Source organism: Citrobacter sp. RHBSTW-00859 (assembly GCF_013729795.1).
GTDB classification, from domain to species: Bacteria; Pseudomonadota; Gammaproteobacteria; order Enterobacterales; family Enterobacteriaceae; genus Citrobacter; species Citrobacter braakii.
Map to the genome: position 1 here is coordinate 1,892,097 of NZ_CP056284.1, position 18,983 is coordinate 1,911,079.

Annotated in this window: 17 protein-coding genes; all 17 read left to right on the forward strand. The window is 52.3% G+C overall.

Annotated features, from left to right (window positions below; genetic code table 11):
• The 17 genes from wcaB (at position 1) to galF (ending at position 18,875) form a co-directional block, all read left to right on the forward strand.
• Entirely contained in the window at positions 1-489 is a 489-nt protein-coding gene (wcaB, locus tag HV302_RS09260) for a colanic acid biosynthesis acetyltransferase WcaB (protein WP_049281950.1), read from the forward strand.
• Positions 486-1,703: a colanic acid biosynthesis glycosyltransferase WcaC gene (wcaC, locus tag HV302_RS09265; RefSeq protein ID WP_016153590.1), complete on the forward strand. Its 1,218-nt coding sequence runs from the start codon at positions 486-488 to the stop codon at positions 1,701-1,703. Before wcaB ends, wcaC begins: the two co-directional genes overlap by 4 nt.
• Complete coding sequence (gene wcaD, locus HV302_RS09270; protein WP_016153589.1) at positions 1,678-2,895, forward strand: colanic acid polymerase WcaD; 1,218 nt, start codon at positions 1,678-1,680, stop codon at positions 2,893-2,895. The genes wcaC and wcaD overlap by 26 nt, the downstream gene beginning before the upstream one ends.
• 5 nt (positions 2,896-2,900) lie before the next feature.
• Positions 2,901-3,647 (forward strand): colanic acid biosynthesis glycosyltransferase WcaE, encoded by a 747-nt coding sequence (gene wcaE / locus HV302_RS09275; RefSeq protein WP_019077134.1) that lies wholly within the window; start codon positions 2,901-2,903, stop codon positions 3,645-3,647.
• Between the two features lie 9 nt (positions 3,648-3,656).
• Complete coding sequence (wcaF, locus tag HV302_RS09280) at positions 3,657-4,211, forward strand: colanic acid biosynthesis acetyltransferase WcaF (protein ID WP_016153587.1); 555 nt, start codon at positions 3,657-3,659, stop codon at positions 4,209-4,211.
• Between the two features lie 24 nt (positions 4,212-4,235).
• Positions 4,236-5,357, forward strand: a complete 1,122-nt coding sequence (gmd, locus tag HV302_RS09285; RefSeq protein WP_016156920.1) for a GDP-mannose 4,6-dehydratase — start codon at positions 4,236-4,238, stop codon at positions 5,355-5,357.
• 2 nt (positions 5,358-5,359) lie between these two features.
• Positions 5,360-6,325 carry a GDP-L-fucose synthase gene (gene fcl / locus HV302_RS09290; protein ID WP_016156919.1) on the forward strand — a complete coding sequence of 322 codons (966 nt, stop codon included), beginning with the start codon at positions 5,360-5,362 and terminating at the stop codon, positions 6,323-6,325.
• A gap of 2 nt (positions 6,326-6,327) precedes the next feature.
• A complete protein-coding gene (locus tag HV302_RS09295) occupies positions 6,328-6,807 on the forward strand; it encodes a GDP-mannose mannosyl hydrolase (protein ID WP_153690222.1) in 480 nt (159 codons plus the stop codon).
• A complete protein-coding gene (wcaI, locus tag HV302_RS09300) occupies positions 6,804-8,030 on the forward strand; it encodes a colanic acid biosynthesis fucosyltransferase WcaI (protein WP_181627238.1) in 1,227 nt (408 codons plus the stop codon). The genes HV302_RS09295 and wcaI overlap by 4 nt, the downstream gene beginning before the upstream one ends.
• Positions 8,030-9,466, forward strand: a complete 1,437-nt coding sequence (gene cpsB / locus HV302_RS09305) for a mannose-1-phosphate guanyltransferase (protein WP_131346392.1) — start codon at positions 8,030-8,032, stop codon at positions 9,464-9,466. The genes wcaI and cpsB overlap by 1 nt, the downstream gene beginning before the upstream one ends.
• Positions 9,467-9,593: 127 nt before the next feature.
• A complete protein-coding gene (cpsG, locus tag HV302_RS09310) occupies positions 9,594-10,964 on the forward strand; it encodes a colanic acid biosynthesis phosphomannomutase CpsG (RefSeq protein WP_181627239.1) in 1,371 nt (456 codons plus the stop codon).
• Positions 10,965-11,018: 54 nt separating this feature from the next.
• Positions 11,019-12,413, forward strand: coding sequence for an undecaprenyl-phosphate glucose phosphotransferase (gene wcaJ / locus HV302_RS09315; RefSeq protein WP_016156914.1), 1,395 nt, complete (start codon positions 11,019-11,021; stop codon positions 12,411-12,413).
• 1 nt (position 12,414) lies between these two features.
• The gene (gene wzxC, locus HV302_RS09320; RefSeq protein WP_047500570.1) at positions 12,415-13,893 is read left to right on the forward strand and encodes a colanic acid undecaprenyl disphosphate flippase WzxC; all 1,479 of its coding nucleotides are present in this window, start codon (positions 12,415-12,417) and stop codon (positions 13,891-13,893) included.
• A 23-nt stretch (positions 13,894-13,916) separates the two neighbouring features.
• Positions 13,917-15,197 carry a colanic acid biosynthesis pyruvyl transferase WcaK gene (wcaK, locus tag HV302_RS09325; RefSeq protein WP_181627240.1) on the forward strand — a complete coding sequence of 427 codons (1,281 nt, stop codon included), beginning with the start codon at positions 13,917-13,919 and terminating at the stop codon, positions 15,195-15,197.
• Positions 15,194-16,414 (forward strand): colanic acid biosynthesis glycosyltransferase WcaL, encoded by a 1,221-nt coding sequence (gene wcaL, locus HV302_RS09330; RefSeq protein ID WP_181627241.1) that lies wholly within the window; start codon positions 15,194-15,196, stop codon positions 16,412-16,414. The genes wcaK and wcaL overlap by 4 nt, the downstream gene beginning before the upstream one ends.
• A gap of 11 nt (positions 16,415-16,425) precedes the next feature.
• On the forward strand, positions 16,426-17,820 hold the full coding sequence (gene wcaM / locus HV302_RS09335; protein WP_181627242.1) for a colanic acid biosynthesis protein WcaM: 1,395 nt from the start codon (positions 16,426-16,428) through the stop codon (positions 17,818-17,820).
• A gap of 164 nt (positions 17,821-17,984) precedes the next feature.
• Positions 17,985-18,875 (forward strand): GalU regulator GalF, encoded by an 891-nt coding sequence (gene galF / locus HV302_RS09340; RefSeq protein WP_181627243.1) that lies wholly within the window; start codon positions 17,985-17,987, stop codon positions 18,873-18,875.
• The last annotated feature ends 108 nt before the right edge of the window (positions 18,876-18,983 follow it).

Here is an 18,983-nt window from a genome sequence, read left to right on the forward strand (position 1 = left end):
ATGCTGGAAGATTTACGCGCGAACGGCTGGAGTCTGCGACCCTGCTGCATGGTGGTGGCCTATCGGATTGCCCATTTTTGCTCCGTCTGGCGTAAAAAAAATGTCTTGAACAACCTGTGGGCGGCGCCGGTGCTGGTGATGTATCGCCTTATTACTGAATGCGTGTTTGGCTATGAAATCCAGGCCGCTGCATCTATTGGTCGTCGTTTCACCATCCATCATGGCTATGGGGTGGTGATCAATAAACACGTGGTGGCGGGGGATGATTTCACCCTGCGCCATGGCGTCACCATCGGCAATCTTGGCGGCAACGATCTGTCCTGTCCGGTCATCGGTAACGGCGTTGAGCTGGGGGCCAATGTCACTCTGCTTGGCGGCGTTGCCATTGGCGATAACGTGACGATTGGCGCCGGGAGCGTCGTAGTGGATAGCGTCCCGGACAATACGCTGGTCGTGGGCGAGAAGGCACGGGTGAAGGTAATAAAATGAAAATATTACAGTTTAATGTGCGGCTCGCAGAAGGCGGGGCGGCAGGCGTAGCGTTAGATTTGCATCTGAGGGCGCTGGAAAAAGGGCTGTCATCGCGTTTTGTCTACGGCTATGGCAAAGGCGGTAAGAAAAGCGTCAGCCATGCGAATTACCCGCAGGTTATCAAACATACGCCACGTCTGACGTCGGCGGCGAACATTGCGCTGTTTCGTTTCGCGAACCGCGACATGTTTGGCAATCTCGACAAGTTGTACCGTACGGTTACCCGCACTTCCGGCCCGCTGGTACTGCATTTTCATGTGTTGCACAGCTACTGGTTGAATCTGGAAGAGGTGGTCGCCTTTTGCCAAAAAGTGAAGGCGCATAAACCGGATATCACCTTTGTCTGGACGCTGCACGATCACTGGAGCGTGACCGGGCGCTGTGCCTTTACCGATGGCTGCGAAAGCTGGAAAACGGGCTGTCAGAAATGTCCAACGCTCAGTAACTATCCGCCGGTAAAAATCGATAAAGCCCATCAACAGTTACCTGGTAAACGGCAGATGTTTCGCGCCATGCTGGCGCTGGGCTGCCAGTTCATCTCGCCCAGTCAGCATGTGGCCGACGCATTCAACAGTCTGTATGGCGCCGGTCGTTGCCGCATTATTAACAACGGCATCGATGTGGCAACGGAAGCCATACTTGCCGAACTTCCCGCTAAGCATGAGGAAAGCGGCAGACCGAAAATCGCCGTGGTGGCCCATGACCTGCGCTATGACGGTAAAACCAGTCAGCAACTGGTGCGAGCGATGATTGCGCTCGGAGACAAAATTGAGCTGCATACCTTCGGCAAATTTTCCCCGTTTGTAGGGGATAACGTCATCAATCACGGGTTTGAGAGCGATAAGCGCACGTTGATGAGCGCGCTTAACGAGATGGATGGGCTGGTGTTCAGCTCGCGCGTTGATAACTACCCGCTGATTCTGTGCGAAGCGCTTTCTATCGGCGTACCGGTGATTGCTACGCACAGCGATGCCGCGCAGGAAGTGCTGGCGAAATCGGGCGGCAAAACGTTCAGCGAAGCGGACGTTTTGCACCTGGTGCAACTGAAAAGATCAGACATTGCGCAGGCGGTATTTGACACGTCGCTTGCCGCGTTCAGCCAGCGCAGCCGGGTGGCATACAGTGGGCAACAGATGCTGGAGGAGTATGTCTCGTTCTATCAGAATCTGTAGCTATCTGGTGCTACCGCTGCTTTATCTGCTGGTTAACGTCAAACTCGCCCAGCTTGGCGAGAGCTTCCCGATAACTATCGTCACGTTCTTGCCCGTTCTGCTGTTGCTGTTTGTCGAGCGCATCAATATTAAAAAATTAATGATTGCGCTGGGCGTGGGGGGCGGACTGACGGCGTTTAACTATCTGTTCGGACAATCACTGGATGCCAGCAAGTACGTGACGTCCGCAATGCTGTTTGTCTATACCGTGGTGATTATCGGTATGGTGTGGAGTATTCGCTTCAAAACCATTTCGCCGCATAACTACATTAAGATCTTGCGTTTTTTCTGGCTGGTTGTGGGCCTGGTGGTGGGGTTAGCTGCGGTGGAAATGGCGCAGATAATTCTTAGTGGCGGCAGCAGTTTAATGGAAGTTATTTCGAAATATCTTATTTACAGTAATAGCTATGTTCTGAACTTTATTAAGTTTGGCGGGAAGCGCACCACTGCACTCTATTTCGAACCGGCATTCTTCGCTCTGGCGTTAATCTCAATTTGGCTCAGTATCAAACAGTTTGGTATCAAAACGCCTAAGTCCGATGCTATGATTCTGGCAGGGATAATATTATCAGGATCGTTTTCAGGGGTAATGACATTTATTTTGTTTTACCTCCTGGAGTGGGCGTTCCAGTATCTGAATAAAGATGCGATAAAAAAGAAGTTGCCGCTGGCGATAATCTCATTAAGCGTGTTTGTCGTTGGTGTGATATTTGCGTTTCCGTACATCGCGACACGGCTTGGAGATTTAGGAACTGAAGGCTCATCATCGTATTATCGTATCGTGGGACCATTAGTAATGGTCGGTTATTCGTTACTTAACGTTGATGGGGTAGTGAGATTCGGCTCACTTTATGAATATGTTGCGTCATTCGGAATTTTTAACGGTGCAGATGTTGGTAAAACGATAGACAATGGCTTGTATCTGCTGATTATTTATTTTTCATGGTTCGCGGTGATATTAGCCCTGTGGTACATGGGGAAAGTCATGAAGATGATGATCAATGCGTTTGGTGATAATCAGAATTATCGGGTGCAGCTTTATCTTTTTACGCCGCTGTCGCTGTTTTTTACAGGTTCAGTATTTAGTCCGGAATACGCATTTTTAATTGTATGTCCGTTTATTTTGCGCAAGGCGCTGAATATAGCGAGGTAGAACGCATGCTGCTCAGTATTATTACCGTCGCCTTTCGTAATCTGGAAGGGATCGTCAAAACTCACGCGTCGTTAGCTCATCTGGCGCAGGCGGGTGATATCAGTTTTGAGTGGATTGTTGTTGATGGCGGCTCCTCTGACGGTACCTCGGCCTTTCTTGAAGGACTCAGTGGAGAGCACCGGTTACGGTTTGTCAGCGAGCCGGATAAGGGCATCTATGATGCAATGAACAAAGGTATCGCTATGGCGCGCGGGCGGTTTGCGCTGTTCCTCAACTCCGGGGATATTCTGCATGCAGATGCGGCTCATTTTATCCGCCAGCTAAAAACGCAGAGCGATAAAGCGATGGTCATTGGCGATGCGTTGCTGGATTTCGGTAATGGTAACAAAATTAAGCGGCGGGCCAAGCCGGGTTGGTATATTTATCACAGCCTTCCCGCCAGCCATCAGGCAATCTTCTTTCCTCTCTCTGGACTGAATGTCTGGCGCTATGATTTGCAATATAAGATATCGTCTGATTACGCGCTGGCAGCCAAATTATACAAGTCAGGTTACGCGTTTAAAAAGCTGAGCGGGCTGGTGTCAGAGTTTTCCATGGGTGGGGTGTCAACGACGAATAATCTGGAATTGTGCCGGGATGCAAAAAAGGTACAGCGCCAGATATTACACATGCCAGGTTTTTGGACCGGGTTGTCAGAATATTTACGTCTGCGCACAACCGGTAAAACAAAAACCTTATATGGAAAAGCGTAAGGGTACATTATGCAGGATTTAAGCGGCTTCAACGTGCCGGGAGGTTTTCGCGGCGGCGGTGCCATTAAAGTGCAATTATGGTGGGCAGTGCAAGCCACATTATTTCGCTGGTCCCCACAGGTAATGTATCGCTGGCGTGCGTTTTTATTGCGAATGTTTGGCGCAAAAATAGGAAAAAACGTAGTTATTCGACCTTCAGTAAAAATTACTTATCCGTGGAAATTAACCCTGGGAGATTATTCCTGGGTGGGTGATGACGCGGTTTTATATACGCTGGGTGATATTACGATTGGTGCGCACGCGGTTATTTCGCAAAAAAGTTATTTATGCACCGGGAGTCATGATTATGCCAGTCAACATTTTGATATTAACGCCACACCAATTGTAGTTGGTGATAAATGCTGGCTGGCGACAGATGTCTTTGTCGCGCCTGGCGTGACGATTGGCGATGGCACCGTCGTCGGAGCACGCAGCAGTGTATTTAAATCGCTGCCAGCCAATGTCGTTTGTCGGGGAAATCCCGCAATAGTCACACGCGAACGCGTCGAGAAAGTTACTCCCTGAGGGGATCATTTAAGAGGTAATAACATGTCAAAAGTCGCTCTCATCACTGGCGTAACCGGGCAGGATGGTTCTTACCTGGCAGAGTTCCTGCTGGAAAAAGGGTATGAAGTACACGGTATTAAGCGCCGCGCTTCATCATTCAACACCGAACGAGTGGACCACATCTATCAGGATCCGCATTCGGGCAATCCCAAATTCCATCTGCACTATGGCGATTTGACGGACTCCTCCAACCTGACCCGTATTTTACAGGAAGTGCAACCGGATGAGGTCTATAACCTCGGCGCCATGAGTCATGTCGCGGTGTCGTTTGATTCACCGGAATACACCGCGGATGTCGATGCAATCGGCACCTTGCGTTTGCTGGAAGCTATCCGCTTCCTCGGCCTGGAAAAGAAGACCCGTTTTTATCAGGCCTCCACCTCTGAACTGTACGGCCTGGTACAGGAAATTCCGCAGAAAGAGAGCACGCCGTTCTACCCGCGCTCGCCGTATGCCGTTGCCAAGCTGTACGCCTACTGGATAACCGTCAACTACCGCGAATCTTACGGTATGTATGCCTGTAACGGCATTCTGTTTAACCACGAATCTCCGCGCCGCGGCGAAACCTTTGTCACGCGCAAAATTACGCGTGCGATCGCCAACATCGCGCAGGGGCTGGAGTCTTGCCTGTACCTGGGCAATATGGATTCGCTGCGTGACTGGGGGCATGCCAAAGATTACGTCAGGATGCAGTGGATGATGCTACAGCAGGACAAGCCGGAAGATTTCGTGATTGCCACCGGCGTGCAGTATTCCGTGCGCCAGTTTGTGGAAATGGCGGCTGCTCAGCTGGGGATTAAATTGCGCTTTGAAGGTGAGGGCGTGAATGAGAAAGGCATTGTGGTTTCCGTAACCGGACACGACGCGCCGGGTGTGAAACCTGGGGATGTCATGATTGCCGTCGATCCGCGCTATTTCCGTCCGGCAGAGGTGGAAACGCTATTGGGCGATCCGGCCAAAGCGCATGAAAAACTGGGCTGGAAGCCGGAAATCACGTTGCGCCAGATGATCTCGGAAATGGTTGCCAACGATCTTGAAGCAGCGAAGAAGCATTCCCTGCTGAAGTCGCACGGTTACGAGGTCGCCATCGCGCTGGAGTACTGAGGATGAAGACACAACGTATTTTTGTGGCGGGCCATCGCGGGATGGTGGGGTCCGCCATCGTCAGACAATTGTCGCAGCGAGATAATGTCGAGCTGGTGCTGCGTACCCGCGACCAACTTAACCTGCTGGACGCAAGTGCGGTGCAGGCGTTCTTTGCCACTGAACGTATTGACCAGGTTTATCTGGCGGCGGCTAAAGTCGGCGGGATCGTGGCGAATAATACTTATCCTGCTGATTTTATTTATGAAAACATGATGATTGAGAGCAACATTATTCATGCTGCGCATTTGCATAACGTGAATAAACTGCTGTTCCTCGGATCATCCTGTATTTATCCAAAGCAAGCCACCCAGCCAATAGCCGAAAGCGAGCTGTTGCAGGGGCAGCTGGAACCGACCAATGAGCCGTATGCGATTGCCAAAATTGCCGGGATCAAGCTGTGCGAATCGTATAACCGCCAGTATGGCCGCGATTATCGCTCGGTGATGCCGACCAATCTGTATGGGCCGCATGACAACTTCCACCCGAGTAATTCGCATGTGATCCCGGCGCTGCTGCGCCGCTTTCATGACGCTCGCGAGCACAATACGCCGGATGTGGTGGTGTGGGGAAGCGGGACGCCAATGCGTGAATTTCTGCATGTTGACGATATGGCAGCGGCCAGTATCCACGTGATGGAGCTGGCTCAGGAAGTCTTGCAGGAATATACCCAGCCGATGCTGTCGCATATCAACGTGGGCACCGGCGTGGACTGCACCATCCGCGAACTGGCGCAAACCATCGCGCAGGTCGTGGGTTACAAGGGGCGCGTGGTGTTCGACGCCAGCAAACCGGATGGAACGCCGCGCAAATTGCTCGATGTTACGCGTCTGCATCAGTTGGGCTGGTATCACGAGATATCACTGGAAGCGGGGCTTGCCAGTACCTGGCAGTGGTTCCTTGAAAACCAGCAGCGCTACCGGGGGTAAGCATGTTTTTACGTCATGAGGATTTTGCCACCGTAGTACGTTCAACTCCGCTGATTTCCATCGATTTGATCGTGGAAAACACCCACGGTGAATTTCTGCTCGGTAAGCGTCTCAATCGTCCGGCGCAGGGTTACTGGTTTGTGCCCGGCGGTCGGGTGCAAAAAGATGAACCGCTGCACGTGGCCTTTGAGCGGCTTACCGAAACGGAGCTGGGGTTACGTTTACCGCTGTCTGCTGCGGAGTTTTACGGTGTCTGGCAGCACTTCTATGACGACAACTTTTCTGGGGATGATTTCTCAACGCATTACATCGTGCTGGGATTTCGTCTGCGGGTGTCGGAAAACGACTTGCAACTGCCCAATGTCCAACATGATGCGTACCGATGGATGGCGGCTACACAGATTCTGGTCAGTGACCACGTGCACGACAACAGTCGGGCTTACTTCTGTAAAACAAGTCAGGCCGGAGTACCCGGGCTATGAAGATCCTCGTGTATGGCATCAACTATTCGCCGGAGTTGACCGGTATCGGCAAATACACCGGTGAAATGGTGGAGTGGATGGCGCAGCAGGGGCATGACGTTCGGGTGATCACCGCGCCGCCTTATTATCCCCAGTGGAAGGTAAACGGCAGTTATTCATCCTGGCGCTACCGTCGCGAAGAGGGCGACGCCCTCGTCTGGCGTTGTCCGCTGTATGTGCCTGAGCAACCCTCAACGCTCAAGCGCCTGCTGCATTTGGGCAGTTTCGCCCTGAGCAGTTTTTTCCCGCTACTGGCGCAACGTCGCTGGAAGCCGGATCGCATTATCGGCGTAGTGCCGACGCTGTTTTGCACGCCGGGCATGCGCCTGCTGGCAAAGCTTTGTGGCGCACGTACGCTATTGCACGTTCAGGATTACGAAGTCGATGCCATGTTGGGGCTAGGAATGGCGGGCAAAGGCACGCGCGGTATGGTGGCAAAACTGGCCAGCGCCTTTGAGCGCAGTGGGCTGTTGAATATGGACCATATTTCGACGATTTCCCGTTCCATGATGCACAAAGCCATGGAAAAAGGCGTTGCGCCGCACAAGGTTATTTTCTTTCCGAACTGGTCAGAAGTGACGCGCTTTCGTGATGTGAGCGACGCCGATGCCCTGGCGTTGTCCCAGCAACTGGGATTGCCTGCCGATCAAAAGATCGTTCTTTACTCAGGCAATATCGGTGAAAAGCAGGGGCTGGAGAGCGTGATAGACGCAGCGCTCGAGTTGAGCGAACACCCCTGGCTGTTTGTGATTGTCGGGCAGGGCGGTGGTAAAGCGCGGCTGGAGAGTATGGTCAGCGAACGCGGCCTGAACAACGTGATGTTCTTTCCGCTGCAATCATATGACGCGCTGCCTGCGCTGCTCAAGATGGCGGATTGTCATCTGGTCGTGCAAAAGCGTGGTGCGGCTGATGCCGTACTGCCCTCCAAATTGACCAATATCCTCGCTGTTGGTGGTAACGCAGTTATTACTGCCGAACCTGAAACCGAGCTGTGTCAGCTTTGTGACGCTCACCCTGGCATTGCGGTGTGCGTGGAGCCGGAGTCGGTAAACGCGCTGGTTTGCGGTATTAAACGGGCATTGATGATGCCAAAAGTAAACACGGTGGCACGTGATTATGCCGAACGCACGCTGGATAAAGAAAACGTGCTGAGTCAATTTCTTGCAGATATACGGGGTACATGATGAGTCAAAGCAAACTCTTTCCGGTGGTGATGGCCGGTGGCTCGGGTAGCCGTTTATGGCCACTGTCCCGCGTGCTGTACCCAAAGCAGTTCCTGTGCCTGAAAGGCGATCTCACCATGCTGCAGACGACGATTTGCCGTCTGAACGGCGTGGAGTGCGAAAGCCCGGTGGTTATCTGTAATGAACAACACCGTTTTATCGTAGCGGAACAGTTACGACAGCTGCACAAGCTGACTGAGAACATCATTCTCGAACCTGCCGGGCGTAACACGGCACCGGCGATAGCGCTGGCCGCGCTGGCGGCAAAACGTCAAAGTCCGGGTGAGGATCCGCTGCTGCTGGTCTTGGCGGCCGATCACATGATTGCCGACGAAGAGGCATTCCGCGAGGCGGTTCGCAATGCGATGCCATATGCCGGAGCGGGTAAGCTGGTGACGTTTGGTATCGTGCCGGACCAGGCGGAAACCGGCTATGGCTATATCCGCCGGGGGGAAGTCTCGCCGACGAATACCGACGCCGTGGCTTTTGAGGTGGCACAGTTTGTTGAAAAGCCCAATCTGGAAACCGCGCAGGCTTACGTGACGAGCGGCGACTACTACTGGAACAGCGGCATGTTCTTGTTCCGGGCCGGACGTTACCTGGAAGAACTGAAAAAGTATCGTCCCGACATTCTTGAAGCCTGTGAGAACGCCATGAGCACGGTCGACCCCGATCTCGATTTTATCCGCGTTGATGAACAGGCGTTTCTCGCCTGCCCGGAAGAGTCTGTGGACTATGCGGTAATGGAACGTACAGCCGATGCGGTGGTGATGCCAATGAACGCAGGCTGGAGCGATGTTGGCTCCTGGTCATCGCTGTGGGAAATTAGTGCCCATACCGCTGAAGGCAATGTGCATCACGGCGACGTCATTAGCCACAAAACGGAAAACAGTTACGTGTATGCCGAATCCGGCCTGGTGACGACCGTCGGGGTGAAAGATCTGGTGGTGGTGCAGACCAAAGACGCGGTGCTGATAGCCGATCGCAACGCGGTGCAGGACGTCAAAAAAGTGGTAGAGCAAATTAAGGCTGACGGGCGTCATGAGCATCATATTCACCGCGAAGTTTATCGTCCGTGGGGCAAGTACGACTCAATTGATGCCGGAGAGCGTTACCAGGTGAAGCGAATTACCGTCAAGCCTGGTGAGGGATTGTCTGTGCAGATGCATCATCACCGGGCTGAACACTGGGTTGTGGTTGCTGGTACCGCGAAGGTGACAATCAATGATGATATCAAACTGCTTGCTGAAAACGAGTCTGTCTATATTCCGCTGGGGGCGACCCATTGTCTGGAGAACCCCGGGAAAATCCCGCTCGATCTGATTGAAGTGCGCTCCGGATCTTACCTCGATGAGGATGATGTGGTGCGGTTTGCGGATCGCTACGGGCGCGCGTAACACAACATCATCGTTGCTGGATGGCGGCGTGAACACCTTATCCGGCCTAAAAACTAACGGCTAGTCATTTTGTGAAAAATATCTCCAGTCAGGAGAGGGCTAACTGTTGCCTGAAGAAGGGGAAATCATGACGAAATTAACCTGTTTCAAAGCCTACGATATTCGCGGCAGGCTGGGCGAAGAGCTGAATGAAGAGATTGCGTGGCGCATTGGCCGCGCTTACGGCGAGTTCCTGAAGCCAAAATCTATCGTTCTGGGCGGCGATGTGCGCCAGACCAGCGAGACGCTAAAACTGGCGCTGGCGAAAGGGTTGCAGGATGCGGGGGTGAATGTGCTGGATATTGGTATGTCGGGCACCGAAGAGATTTACTTCGCCACCTTCCACCTTGGCATTGACGGCGGTATTGAAGTGACCGCCAGCCATAATCCGATGGATTACAACGGCATGAAGCTGGTGCGGGAAGGGGCGCGGCCCATCAGCGGTGATACCGGTCTGCGCGACGTGCAGCGCCTGGCGGAAGCCAACGACTTCCCGGCGGTTGATGTGACAAAACGTGGCCACTACCAGCGTATTACTACCCGCGATGCCTACATCGACCACCTGCTGGGTTACATCAATCCCGGCAGCCTGAGACCGATGAAGCTGGTGCTTAACTCCGGCAACGGTGCGGCAGGTCCGGTGGTTGACGCCATTGAAGCCCGTTTTAAGGCGCTGGGTGTGCCGGTCGAGTTCATCAAAATTCACAATACGCCGGATGGCAACTTCCCCAACGGTATTCCTAATCCTCTGCTGCCGGAATGCCGGGCCGACACGCGCAATGCGGTGATTGAACACGGTGCGGATATGGGGATTGCCTTCGACGGTGATTTTGACCGCTGCTTCCTGTTCGATGAAAAAGGTCAGTTCATTGAGGGCTACTACATTGTCGGCCTGCTGGCAGAAGCGTTTCTGGAGAAGAATCCGGGGGCGAAAATTATCCACGACCCGCGCCTGTCCTGGAATACCGTGGACGTGGTGACGGCGGCAGGCGGTAAACCGGTGATGTCAAAAACCGGGCACGCGTTTATCAAAGAGCGGATGCGCCATGAAGATGCCATTTATGGCGGTGAAATGAGCGCGCATCACTATTTCCGTGATTTTGCTTACTGCGACAGCGGAATGATCCCGTGGCTGCTGGTGGCGGAACTGCTGAGTCTGAAAGGACAGTCGCTGGGTGAACTGGTCCGTGACCGGATGGTGGCCTATCCGGCGAGTGGGGAAATCAACAGCACGCTGGCAGAGCCGGCGGCAGCGATTGCGCGTGTGGAGCGGCACTTTTCCCGTGAGGCGCTGACGGTGGACAGAACGGACGGTATCAGCATGGCGTTTGTCGACTGGCGCTTCAATTTACGCTCTTCCAATACCGAACCGGTGGTGCGCCTGAACGTGGAATCGCGCGGAAATATTCCGTTGATGGAAGCGCGAACGCGCACTCTTCTGGCGTTACTGAATCAGTAATGCCGGTGCTTCCTTTGCCCGCTTATGGGCAAAGGGTGACTAACAGGAACCACGATGACACATCTAAAAAAGCGCGAACGCGCCAAAACCAATGCGTCGTTAATTTCGATGGTGCAACGCTTTTCAGATATCACCATCATGTTTGGCGGGTTGTGGGTGATCTGCGAATTAAGCGGTTTGCCTTTCCTGTATATGCACCTGCTGGTGGCGCTGATCACGCTGGTCGTTTTTCAGATGCTCGGTGGCATAACGGATTTTTATCGCTCCTGGCGCGGCGTCAAAATTTCCACTGAGCTGGTGCTGTTACTACAAAACTGGACGCTGAGTCTGATTTTTAGCGCAGGTCTGATCGCCTTTAATAACGATTTCGATAACCGTCTCGCCGTCTGGCTGGCATGGTATCTGCTTTCAAGCGTCGGCCTGGTGTTGAGTCGTTCGTTTATTCGCTACGGTGCGGGGTGGCTGCGTAATCGTGGTTACAACACCCGCCGGGTGGCGGTGGCTGGCGACCTGCCCGCCGGACAAATGCTGCTGGACAGTTTTCGCCATGAACCGTGGCTGGGATTTGAAGTGGCGGGGGTCTATCACGACCCAATCCCTGGAAAAAACTCCCGCGACTGGGCCGGTAATCTGCAACAACTGGTGGACGACGCCAAAGCTTCACGCATTCATAACGTTTATATCGCCATGTCGATGAGCGATGGCGCCAGCGTAAAAAAACTGGTGCGTGAGTTGGCCGACACCACCTGCTCGGTGATCCTCATTCCTGATGTCTTTACCTTCAACATCCTGCATTCACGGATTGAAGAGATGAACGGCGTTCCGGTAGTGCCGCTGTATGACACGCCGCTCTCGGGGATTAATCGCCTGTTAAAGCGCGCGGAAGATATCGTGCTGGCTTCACTGATCCTGCTGCTTATTTCCCCGGTGCTGTGTGGTATTGCGCTGCTGGTAAAACTGACCTCCAAAGGTCCGGTGATTTTCCGCCAGACCCGCTATGGCATGGACGGGAAGCCGATCAAAGTCTGGAAGTTTCGCTCGATGAAAGTGATGGAGAACGACGCGGTGGTGACGCAGGCGACGCAAAACGATCCGCGCGTTACCCCTGTGGGAAATTTCCTGCGCCGGACGTCGCTCGATGAACTGCCGCAGTTTATTAACGTCCTGACCGGGGGGATGTCTATCGTCGGGCCACGTCCGCATGCGGTAGCGCACAACGAACAGTACCGCCAACTGATCGAGGGGTACATGTTACGCCATAAGGTGAAACCGGGCATTACCGGCTGGGCGCAAATCAACGGCTGGCGCGGTGAAACCGATACGCTGGAAAAAATGGAAAAACGTGTGGAGTTTGACCTCGAATACATTCGCGAGTGGAGCGTGTGGTTCGATATCAAAATTGTTTTTCTGACGGTATTCAAAGGCTTTGTGAACAAAGCGGCGTATTAACATGAGCTTACGAGAAAAAACGCTTAATGGCGCAAAGTGGTCGGCGATTGCTACGGTGATCATTATTGGTCTGGGACTTATCCAGATGACCGTCCTGGCGCGGATTATTGATAACCACCAGTTTGGGTTGTTAACCGTGTCGCTGGTGATCATTGCGCTGGCCGATACGCTGTCGGATTTCGGTATCGCCAATTCAATTATTCAGCGCAAAGACATCGGTTATCTTGAGCTGACAACGCTGTACTGGCTCAACGTTGGGCTGGGTATGGTGGTATGTGTGGTGATGTTTCTGCTTAGCGGGACGATTGCCAGCGTGCTCAATAATCCCGAACTGGCGCCACTCATCAAAACCTTATCGCTGGCGTTTGTGGTGATACCGCACGGGCAGCAGTTTCGCGCGCTGATGCAAAAAGAGCTGGCCTTCAACAAAATTGGCATGATTGAAACCAGTTCGGTGTTGGCCGGTTTTACCTTTACCGTGGTCAGCGCCCATTTCTGGCCGCTCGCGCTGACGGCCATTCTCGGGTATCTGGTGAACAGTATGCTACGAACGCTGCTGTTCGGCTATTTTGGTCGCCGGATTTACCGTCCGGGGCTGCATTTTTCGCTGGCATCCGTTTCGTCGAACCTGCGTTTTGGCGCGTGGCTGACGGCAGACAGCATTATCAATTACCTCAATACCAACCTTTCCACGCTGGTTTTAGCCAGAACGTTGGGCGCTGGCGTGGCGGGCGGATTCAATCTTGCCTGGAACGTGGCGGTTGTTCCCCCGATCAAACTGAACCCGATTATTACCCGTGTCCTGTTTCCGGCGTTTGCCAAAATTCAGGACGACAGTGAAAAGCTCCGGGTGAATTTTTACAAGCTGCTGTCGGTGGTCGGGATCATTAACTTCCCGGTACTCCTGGGATTGATGGTGGTGTCGAACAATGTGGTGCCGCTGGTATTTGGCGAGAAGTGGAACGGTATTATTCCCGTCTTGCAACTGCTGTGCATTGTTGGACTGCTGCGATCTGTGGGGAATCCGATCGGTTCACTGCTGATGGCGAAAGCACGGGTCGACATCAGCTTCAAATTCAATGTGTTCAAAACCTTTCTGTTTATTCCCGCCATTTTCATCGGTGGTCATCAGGCCGGGGCGATTGGCGTGACGCTGGGCTTTTTGCTGGTCCAGGTGATTAACACGATCCTCAGTTACTTCGTGATGATCAAACCTGTTCTTGGCTCCAGCTACCGCCAGTACATGCTCAGTCTGTGGCTGCCGTTATATCTCTCTTTACCTACCCTTGTGGTGAGCTATGCGCTGGACGTAATGCTGCGCAGCCAACTGTCGCCAGGTGCGTTACTGGGGATCCAGGTAGCGGCAGGAGCGCTGGCGTTTGCGGCGATGATTGTGGTGTCGCGCCATCCGTTAGTGGTGGAAATAAAACGCCAGCTTTGCCGCAGTGAAAAAATGAAAACCTTGCTTCGTGCAGGATAAGAACAACGCTTTAAGAGGTCATAATGAAACTATTAATTTTAGGCAACCATACCTGTGGGAACCGTGGGGATAGCGCGATTCTGCGCGGTTTGCTGGATGCCATTAACGCGTTGCGTCCTGAGACTGAAGTGGATGTTATGAGCCGTTATCCGGTGAGTTCTTCGTGGTTGCTGGACCGCCCGGTGATGGGCGATCCGCTGTATTCGCAGATGAAGCAACACAATAATGCTGCGGGCGTTATGGGACGCGTGAAGAAAGTGCTGCGTCGTCGCTATCAGCATCAGGTGCTGCTCTCGCGTGTCACCGATTCCGGTAATCTGCGCAATATCGCGATCGCCCAGGGGTTTACCGATTTTGTTCGTCTGCTGTCGCGCTACGACGCCATTATCCAGGTCGGCGGATCGTTTTTTGTCGATCTGTATGGCGTACCGCAGTTTGAACATGCCCTGTGTACGTTTATGGCGAAAAAACCGCTGTACATGATTGGCCACAGCGTGGGGCCATTCCAGGATGAACAGTTTAATCAACTGGCGAACTACGTTTTTGGACACTGTAATGCGTTGATTTTGCGTGAATCCGTCAGTCTGGATCTGATGAAGCGCAGTGCAATAAACACGGATAAAGTCGAAACCGGGGTAGATACCGCCTGGCTGGTAAATAATCATGATGAGGATTATGAGCCTGGTTATGCCGTACAGCACTGGTTACACATGGCGGCAAAACAGAAGACCGTTGCCATTACTCTGCGTGAGCTGGCTCCTTTTGATAAGCGTCTGGGGACAACGCAGCAGGCCTATGAGCAAGCCTTTGCCGGGGTAGTGAACCGCATCCTTGATGAAGGTTACCAGGTGATAGCGCTGTCAACCTGTACCGGTATTGATAGTTACAACAAAGATGACCGCATGGTGGCGTTGAACCTGCGCCAGTATATTAACGACCCGGGCCGTTATCACGTGGTGATGGATGAACTCAACGACCTGGAGATGGGGAAAATTTTGGCTGCATGCGATCTGACGGTGGGGACTCGTTTACACTCGGCCATCATCTCGATGAATTTTATGACGCCAGCCATCGCCATTAATTATGAGCATAAATCGGCAGGGATCATGCAACAACTGGGGTTAGCAGAGATGGCCGTCGATATTCGCCATCTGCTCGATGGCAGCCTGGAAGGGAAGGTCGCCGATGCTCTCGGACAGCTACCTGAGCTGAACATACGTCTCGGCGACGCGGTTAGGCGTGAGCGTGAACGTGGGGTGAACATGGTGCAATCGGTTTTAACGCGTATTGAGGGGGAAAAATGAAGGTTGGCTTTTTCCTGCTTAAATTTCCGCTCTCCTCCGAGACCTTTGTACTCAATCAGATTACCGCATTTATCGACATGGGCTACGACGTGGAAATTGTCGCGTTGCACAAGGGCGATCTTGAAAATACCCATGCTTCATTTAATACCTACCGTCTGGGTGAAAAAACGCGCTGGTTACTGAATGAGCCGAACAGCAAACTGGCGAAGCTTAAGTATAGGGCAGTAGCGGCCCTGCGCGGTATTACCCGCGCAGCCACCTGGAAAGCGCTGAATGTTTCACGCTATGGCGATGAGGCGCGCAATCTGATTTTGGCGGCCATTTGTGGCGCGAACCCGCGGGCGTTTGAAGCGGATGTCTTTATCGCTCATTTTGGACCCGCAGGCGTAACGGCCGCCAAGCTGCGTGAGCTTGGGATGATCCGCGGCAAAATTGCCACGGTATTTCACGGTATTGATGTTTCGCATCGGGATGTGCTTGCCCACTACACTCCTGAATATCAGCAACTGTTTGAACGTGGGGATTTGATGTTACCTATCAGCAACCTCTGGGCCGGACGTTTAAAAAATATGGGGTGCCCGCCGCAGAAAATCGCGGTCTCGCGCATGGGAATCGATATGACGCGCTTTACGCCCCGCCAGTTGAAATCGCCAGCCGCACCGCTGGAGATTATCTCTGTAGCCCGGTTAACTGAGAAAAAAGGACTGCACGTTGCCATCGAAGCCTGTCGTCAGTTGAAAGAGCAGGGCGTCGCATTCCGTTATCGCATCCTTGGCATTGGCCCCTGGGAGCGTCGTCTGCGTACGCTAATTGAGCAATATCAACTTGATGATGTGATTGAGATGCCTGGCTTTAAACCCAGTCATCAGGTGAAGGAAATGCTTGAGCAGGCCGATGTCTTTTTGCTGCCCTCAATTACCGGAATGGATGGCGATATGGAGGGGATCCCGGTGGCGCTGATGGAGGCGATGGCGGTGGGCATCCCGGTGATTTCCACCGTCCATAGTGGGATCCCTGAACTGGTCGAGTCGGGCAAGTCTGGCTGGCTGGCACCGGAAAACGATGCGCAAGCGCTGGCCGAGCGATTAGCGGCATTTAGCCTGCTCGACAGTGAGCAGGTGCAGCCGATTGTGCAGTGCGCGCGAGAAAAAATTGCAACTGAATTTAATCAGTTAGCGATCAATAAACAGTTAGCCAGACTGCTGCAAACGATGTAAATCGAGGTTGTATGTCAGAGAAAAAACTCTCACGCCGTACTTTTCTGACGGCAGGCTCTGCGCTTGTCGTGCTGCATTCTCCCGTTGTTCGGGCGCTAGAATCACTAGGCAGCGTCAACATTCAGGATTACAACCCACAGGATTGGGTGGCCTCTTTCAGGCAGGCGTTCAAAGAAGGACAAACGGTCGTCGTACCAACAGGCCTGGAATGTAAGGATATCAATACCGCCATCGTTATCCCACCAGGCAAAACGCTATTCCTGCAAGGACGAATAAGTGGCAATGGCCGTGGGCGCTTTGTTCTGCAGGATGGATGCAAGGTGATGGGCGAGCAGGGCGGGAGCCTGAGGAACGTTACTCTCGATGTGCGGGGGTCGGACTGTGTGATAAAAGGGATTGCCATGAGCGGTTTCGGTCCGGTGACGCAAATCTATATCGGCGGTAAAACCTCGAGGCTGATGCGTAATCTGACTATCGATGATATTACCGTCACGCGTGCTAACTATGGCATTTTGCGTCAGGGTTTTCATAATCGAATGGACGGCGTAAAGATCACGAACAGCCGTTTTAGCGATTTACAGGGTGATGCTATCGAGTGGAATGTAGCGATAAACGACAGCAACATCCTCATTTCTGACCATGTCATTGAACGTATCAACTGTACCAACGGTAACGTGAACTGGGGCATTGGCATCGGTCTGGCGGGGAGTACCTATGACAATACCTATCCCGATGAACTGGCGGTAAAAAACTTTGTGGTAGCGAACATCACCGGTAGCGACTGCCGACAGTTAGTCCATGTGGAGAACGGCAAACACTTTATTATTCGTAATATTACCGCGCGAAATATCACCCCGGATTATAGCAAGAAAGCGGGCATTGATAATGCGACGGTCGCTATTTACGGATGTGATAATTTCGTAATTGATAATATCAATATGGAGAATAGCGCAGGTATGCTCATTGGTTACGGCGTAATCAAAGGGCGTTATTTATCCATTCCACAAAACTTTAAGTTAAATAATATCCATCTGGATAATACGAAACGTGAATACAAATTGCGCGGTATTCAGATCTCCTCTGGTAATGCGACTTCATTTGTGGCGATTACCAATGTGGAGATGAAACGTGCCACGCTTGAGTTGCATAACCAACCACAGCACCTTTTTTTACGTAACATCAAGGTGATGCAGCAATCCGCGACGGGACCCGCGCTTAAGATGCACTTCGATCTCCGTCAGGATGTGCGCGGCAAGTTTATGGCTAAACAGGACACATTACTCTCGCTGGCGAATGTCCATGCGGTAAACGAAAGCGGGCAAAGCTCAGTTGACATCGACCGGGTAAACCATCAGGTGGTGAATGTCGAAGCGGTGAATTTTCGACTCCCGGGGCAGGGGAGGTAACTTTGCGACCATTCCTGGCTAAAGTGACACTCCCTGGGATTAAGATTACTGCATTGCGAAGTTAAGCGGCGTAACATACGCTGCATCGGAGTAATGTAATTCATACTGGCTAAAACAAGCTAAAAAGCTATAATTCAGCAACAATTGAATAGGTGAATGACTTAATGATTAATTTGAAAGCAGTTATTCCGGTAGCAGGTCTGGGGATGCACATGTTGCCTGCCACGAAGGCAATCCCTAAAGAGATGCTACCGATCGTAGACAAGCCGATGATTCAATACATTGTCGACGAAATTGTAGCTGCAGGTATCAAAGAAATCGTGCTGGTGACTCATGCGTCTAAGAACGCGGTTGAGAACCACTTCGACACCTCTTACGAACTCGAATCGCTGCTTGAGCAGCGTGTTAAGCGCCAGCTATTAGCCGAGGTGCAGTCTATCTGTCCTCCAGGCGTGACTATTATGAACGTTCGTCAGGCTCAGTTACTGGGCCTGGGTCATTCAATTCTTTGTGCTCGCCCAATTGTTGGGGATAACCCGTTTGTCGTCGTATTACCTGACGTCATTCTTGATACAGCGAGCGCGGATCCGCTGCGCTACAACCTGGCTGCCATGGTTGCTCGTTTTAATGAAACTGGGCGTAGTCAGGTGCTGGCTAAGCGTATGGAAGGCGATCTGTCTGAGTACTCTGTTATTCAGACCAAAGAGCCTTTAGATAACGAAGGTAAAGTCAGCCGTATCGTTGAATTCATTGAAAAACCAGACCAGCCGCAGACTCTGGATTCCGATCTGATGGCAGTAGGGCGCTACGTGCTTTCTGCTGATATCTGGGCAGAACTGGAGCATACCCAGCCTGGTGCCTGGGGGCGTATTCAGTTGACGGATGCTATTGCTGAGCTGGCTAAAAAACAGTCGGTAGATGCGATGCTGATGACGGGCGACAGCTACGACTGCGGGAAGAAAATGGGGTATATGCAGGCGTTTGTTAAGTACGGCCTGCGTAACCTGAAAGAAGGAACGAAGTTCCGTAAGAGCATTGAGAAGTTGCTTACGTGATAAATTCATAATCCGAAGATTTGACTGATAGTTGCAAGTAGGTAGCAGAGAAGGATTCTGAGCTGTTCAGAGCTTAGTAAGTTCTCATTGCTACCTTTTTTTTATATT

Bases quoted from the DNA above. Each gene is read 5' to 3' on its own strand.
- wcaB (WP_049281950.1), top strand. From the start codon at position 1: ATGCTGGAAGATTTACGCGCGAACGGCTGGAGTCTGCGACCCTGCTGC.
- wcaC (WP_016153590.1), top strand. From the start codon at position 486: ATGAAAATATTACAGTTTAATGTGCGGCTCGCAGAAGGCGGGGCGGCA.
- wcaD (WP_016153589.1), top strand. From the start codon at position 1,678: ATGTCTCGTTCTATCAGAATCTGTAGCTATCTGGTGCTACCGCTGCTT.
- wcaE (WP_019077134.1), top strand. From the start codon at position 2,901: ATGCTGCTCAGTATTATTACCGTCGCCTTTCGTAATCTGGAAGGGATC.
- wcaF (WP_016153587.1), top strand. From the start codon at position 3,657: ATGCAGGATTTAAGCGGCTTCAACGTGCCGGGAGGTTTTCGCGGCGGC.
- gmd (WP_016156920.1), top strand. From the start codon at position 4,236: ATGTCAAAAGTCGCTCTCATCACTGGCGTAACCGGGCAGGATGGTTCT.
- fcl (WP_016156919.1), top strand. From the start codon at position 5,360: ATGAAGACACAACGTATTTTTGTGGCGGGCCATCGCGGGATGGTGGGG.
- HV302_RS09295 (WP_153690222.1), top strand. From the start codon at position 6,328: ATGTTTTTACGTCATGAGGATTTTGCCACCGTAGTACGTTCAACTCCG.
- wcaI (WP_181627238.1), top strand. From the start codon at position 6,804: ATGAAGATCCTCGTGTATGGCATCAACTATTCGCCGGAGTTGACCGGT.
- cpsB (WP_131346392.1), top strand. From the start codon at position 8,030: ATGAGTCAAAGCAAACTCTTTCCGGTGGTGATGGCCGGTGGCTCGGGT.
- cpsG (WP_181627239.1), top strand. From the start codon at position 9,594: ATGACGAAATTAACCTGTTTCAAAGCCTACGATATTCGCGGCAGGCTG.
- wcaJ (WP_016156914.1), top strand. From the start codon at position 11,019: ATGACACATCTAAAAAAGCGCGAACGCGCCAAAACCAATGCGTCGTTA.
- wzxC (WP_047500570.1), top strand. From the start codon at position 12,415: ATGAGCTTACGAGAAAAAACGCTTAATGGCGCAAAGTGGTCGGCGATT.
- wcaK (WP_181627240.1), top strand. From the start codon at position 13,917: ATGAAACTATTAATTTTAGGCAACCATACCTGTGGGAACCGTGGGGAT.
- wcaL (WP_181627241.1), top strand. From the start codon at position 15,194: ATGAAGGTTGGCTTTTTCCTGCTTAAATTTCCGCTCTCCTCCGAGACC.
- wcaM (WP_181627242.1), top strand. From the start codon at position 16,426: ATGTCAGAGAAAAAACTCTCACGCCGTACTTTTCTGACGGCAGGCTCT.
- galF (WP_181627243.1), top strand. From the start codon at position 17,985: ATGATTAATTTGAAAGCAGTTATTCCGGTAGCAGGTCTGGGGATGCAC.